Raw genomic sequence first — 4,401 nt, forward strand, 5'->3', positions numbered from 1 at the left:
CCCGCGCGACACGCAGGACCCGCACCACGACCCGCGCGACACGCAGGACCCGCACCACGACCCGAAGGAGGCGGCGGCCGATGCGCTCGCCGAAACTGGCCGCTCTTGAGCTCCGGCGGTTCGGGCGCGGCAAGCTGCCGCGTGCCGCGCTGGTCGCGCTGATGGTGCTGCCGCTGCTCTACGGCGCCCTGTACCTGTGGTCGTTCTGGGACCCGTACGACCGCCTGGACCGCATCCCGGTCGCGCTGGTCAACGACGACAGGGGGGCGACCGCGGACGGGAAGAGGATCACCGCGGGCGACGACATCACGGAGGGGCTGCGGGACAGCTCCACCTTCGACTGGCGCGAGGTGAGCGCCCAGGAGGCGCGCCGGGGCGTGGAGGACGGCACGTACTACCTGTCGCTGACGATGCCCGCCGACTTCAGCCGCCGGATCGCGTCCAGTTCCGGGGACGCGCCGGAGACCGGCGCCCTCCAGGTGCGGACCAACGACGCCAACAACTACATCGTCGGGCAGATCTCCCGCACGGTGTTCGGTGAGGTGCGCCAGGCCGCCTCGGCCAAGACCTCGCGGTCCTTCCTGGACAAGATCTTCGTGTCGTTCTCCGACATCCACGGCCGGACCGAGGAGGCGGCGAAGGGCGCCGACCGGCTCAAGGGCGGGATCGGCAAGGCGGAGAAGGGCTCGAAGGACCTCGCCGGCCATCTGACGAACGCCAAGCAGGTCAGCGGCAAGCTGTCCAAGGGCCTGGTGGACCTCCACAAGGGGGCGGGCAGCCTCAAGGACGGCTCCCGCAAGGTGGCCGACGGGACGGGTGCCCTGGCGGACCGGGTGAACGCGGTCGACACCGAGGTGGGCCCGTTCCTGGAGAAGAACGAGAAGGCCATCGGGGACACCGCGCGGCTCGTCGCCGACGCGGCCGGCGGCCTCCGCGGCGACCTCGACACGCTGCGCGAACGCGCCCCGGCCGCCGCCGAGGACGCCCGCAGCGCCTCCACGGCCCTGAACGACGTCCACCGCACGCGCTGCGAGGAGGCCGAGGAGCCCGACGCCGCCTGCGCCGACCTGGGGAAGGCCAAGGACGCGGCGGCCGACGCGGCCGGGGTCGCCGAGGAGGTCGGTGCCCTGGTCACCGGCCACCGCGAGGACCTGAAGAAGCTGGACACGCGGCTGGGCACCCTGGAGAAGCAGGCCAATGCGCTCGCCGTCCGCGCGCCGAACCTGTCCAAGGACCTGGACGACGCGGTGAAGCGGATCAACGAACTCGACAAGGGCGCCGGCAAGGTCGCCTCCGGCCTGAAGAAGCTGCACGAGAAGCTGGGCACGGCCGAGTCCGGCGCGTCCGGGCTCGACAAGGGCATCGGCAAGCTGGAGACCGGCGCGGTGGACCTGAACGGCGGCATCTACAAGCTGGTGGACGGCTCCGGCAAGCTGGCCGGGGGTCTGCACGAGGGCGCCGACCGCATCCCGGACTACGACGCGCAGGACCGCGACCGGCGCACCGAGGTGATGGCCGACCCGGTGAAGCTGGTCTCCCGGGACCTGCACAAGGCGCCCAACTACGGCACCGGTTTCGCCCCGTACTTCATCCCGCTGTCGCTGTGGGTGGGCGCGATGGTGGCGTACATGCTGATCGCGCCGATGAACCGGCGGGCGCTCGCGGCGGGTGCCTCCGCGTGGCGGATCGCGCTGGCGGGCTGGCTGCCGGTGGTGGCGATCGGGGTGCTCCAGACGGTGGCGCTGATGGCGGTGCTGCACTGGGCGATCGGGCTGCAGATGGCCCGGGCGGCGGGCACGGTCGGCTTCCTGTTCCTGGCGAGCGCGTGTTTCGCGGCGATCGTGCAGTGGCTGAACGCGCGGTTCGGCGCGGCGGGCCGGATCCTGGTCCTGGCGCTGCTGATGCTGCAGCTGACGTCGGCGGGCGGCACGTACCCGGTGCAGACCAGCCCCGGCTTCTTCGAGGCGCTGCACCCGTACCTGCCGATGAGCTACGTGGTCGAGGCGCTGCGGCGGCTCATCACGGGCGGCGGGCTCGGTCCGGTGTGGCAGGCGTGCGCGGTGCTGGCGGTCTTCACCGCGGGCGCGCTGGCGCTGACCGCCCTGTCGGCCCGGCGCCGTCAGGTGTGGACGCTGGACCGGCTGCACCCGGAGCTGAGCCTGTGACCGGGCGGCCCGGCGGGGCTGTGACAATCAGGGCCATGGAAAGCAGCAGCGCCGCGTCGGGCGGCAGCGCCCGCCGTGAGGCCACCCGGCAGAGACTCTACGAGGCGGCCGTCACCCTCATCGCCGAACAGGGTTTCTCCGCCACCACCGTGGACGAGATCGCCGAGCGGGCGGGGGTGGCGAAGGGCACGGTCTACTACAACTTCGCCAGCAAGTCGGTCCTCTTCGAGGAGCTCCTGCGGCACGGGGTCGGTCTCCTCACCGCCTCGCTGAAGGAGGCGGCCGACCGGACGGCCGGGGCGGGCGGCTCCGCGGTCGACGCCCTGGACGCGATGATCCACGCCGGGCTGGTCTTCATCGACCGCTATCCGGCCTTCACGCAGCTGTACGTGGCGGAGCTGTGGCGCACCAACCGGGCGTGGCAGTCCACGCTGATGGTGGTGCGCCAGCAGGCCGTGGCGGTGGTCGAGGGGGTGCTGCGGGAGGGTGTGGAGCGCGGCGAGCTGAGCGAGGAGATCGATGTCCCGCTGACGGCGGCGGCGCTGGTCGGGATGGTCCTGGTGGCCGCGCTGGACTGGAAGTCGTTCCAGGCCGAGCGGTCCCTGGACGACGTGCACGCGGCGCTGTCCCGGCTGCTCCAGGGCCGGGTGAGCGGATCCGGGTGAGCGGCCTGGGGTGAGCGGATCCGGGTGAGCGGATCCGGGTGAGCGAAGGCGCCGGTCCGCCGGTGGCCGCGTCCCCCGCGGGCCACCGTCGGTCCGGCGCCTTCCTTGCTCCCCCGTGCGTTCCCCCGTCGGAACCCCGTGCGGTCGTCCCGCGGGTTCCCCCGTGCCTCGCTCCCGCCGACGTCCGTCGGCGGAAGGAGCGGAACGAGGGCCGTCTCCGTTCCGGCGCCCCGTGTCGCCGGTGCCGGAGCCGCGCCCCCTCTCCGTGGTCTCCACTGTGCCGTCCACGCAGGTCGCCGCCCATCCGCACAGCTACTCATCTGCGCCGCTGAGTACGGGTACTCACCCGTGCACCCCGGCGTCCGGGGGTCGCGCCGCCGAACGGGCCCGCGGCGCCCGGGCACCGGTGGTCGGCTCGGGCCGGGCCGGGGGCGGCGGATAAGGTCCCTGGCATGGCACGGATTGCGGTGATCGGCGCCGGGATGGGCGCGATGGGGGCGGCCGCCCGGCTGGCCGTCGCGGGCCACCGGGTGACGGTGTACGAACGGACGGACACCTACGGGGGCGCGCTGCGCCGCCGGGAGCGGGACGGGTTCCGTTTCGACACCGGACCCGGTCTGCTGCCGCTGCCCGCGGTCTACCGGGACCTGTTCCTGAAGACCGGCCGGGAGCCGCTGGAGGAGTGCGTCGAGCTGGTCCAGGTCGACCCGTCGTCCCGGCACGTGTTCGCGGACGGCACGCAGGTGGCACTGCCGAACGCCTCGCGCGCGGGTGTGGTCGCCGCCCTGGACGGCACCCTCGGCGCCACCGCAGGCCGGCGCTGGGGCGACTTCCTGGTGCGGGCCCGCGAGACCTGGGACCGGACGCGCCGGCCGCTGCTGGAGGAGCCGCTGTGGCCGAACTGGCAGGTGCTGGCCGAGCGGGAGCCCTACCCGGCCGTCCCGCACCGCAGGCTGCTGCGCACCCGCGTCGCCGGCACCCTGGCCGAGGTGGGCGCCTGGGAGCTGCGCGACGCCCGCCTGGTCGCCCTGCTGGAGAGCCATGCGCTGGCCCTCGGCATGGATCCGCGGACCACCCCGGCGAACGCGGCGGTGCTGCCGTACATGGAGCACGCCTTCGGCATGTGGTACGTGCGCGGCGGTCTGCGGGAACTGGCCCGTGCGGTCCACGACCGGTGCCGGGCGCGCGGGGTGGAGTTCCGCTTCGGCGCCGAGGTGGTCCGGGTGCGGGAGAAGGACGGCCGGGTGGCGGGCGTGGAACTCGCCGACGGGAGTGCCGCGGACGCGGAGTTCGTGGTCGCGGGTGCGGCGCCCGGTGAGCTGGACCGGCTGTGCGGGGACAGCCCGGTGCGTGGGGACGGCGAGGTCCCGGCCCGGCGGGCGGCGGCGAGCCGGCTGACCGTGCTGCTGGCGCTGCGCGGCGGGCGGCCCGGGGACACCGCCCACCGCACGGTGGTGCACGCGGCGGACCGGGAGGAGGAGCTGGGGGCGCTGTTCGGCGACCGGCCGTCGCTGCCCGCCCGTCCGACGGTCACCGTGCTGCGGCCGGACGACCCCGCCCTCGTCCCCGAC

Annotated in this window: 3 protein-coding genes; all 3 read left to right on the plus strand. The window is 74.2% G+C overall.

All coding sequences use genetic code 11. The annotated features are described in order from the left end of the window. The first annotated feature begins 80 nt into the window (after window positions 1-80). The gene (locus tag G3I53_RS13195) at window positions 81-2,165 is read left to right on the plus strand and encodes a YhgE/Pip domain-containing protein (RefSeq protein WP_164334516.1); all 2,085 of its coding nucleotides are present in this window, start codon (window positions 81-83) and stop codon (window positions 2,163-2,165) included. A gap of 35 nt (window positions 2,166-2,200) precedes the next feature. Beyond that, a complete protein-coding gene (locus G3I53_RS13200; RefSeq protein WP_164334517.1) occupies window positions 2,201-2,830 on the plus strand; it encodes a TetR/AcrR family transcriptional regulator in 630 nt (209 codons plus the stop codon). Between the two features lie 452 nt (window positions 2,831-3,282). Further along, window positions 3,283-4,401: FAD-dependent oxidoreductase (locus G3I53_RS13205; RefSeq protein WP_164438369.1), on the plus strand; the 1,119-nt coding region annotated here is incomplete at its 3' end.

Source organism: Streptomyces sp. SID14436 (assembly GCF_010548465.1).
In the GTDB taxonomy this organism is placed as follows: Bacteria; Actinomycetota; Actinomycetes; order Streptomycetales; family Streptomycetaceae; genus Streptomyces.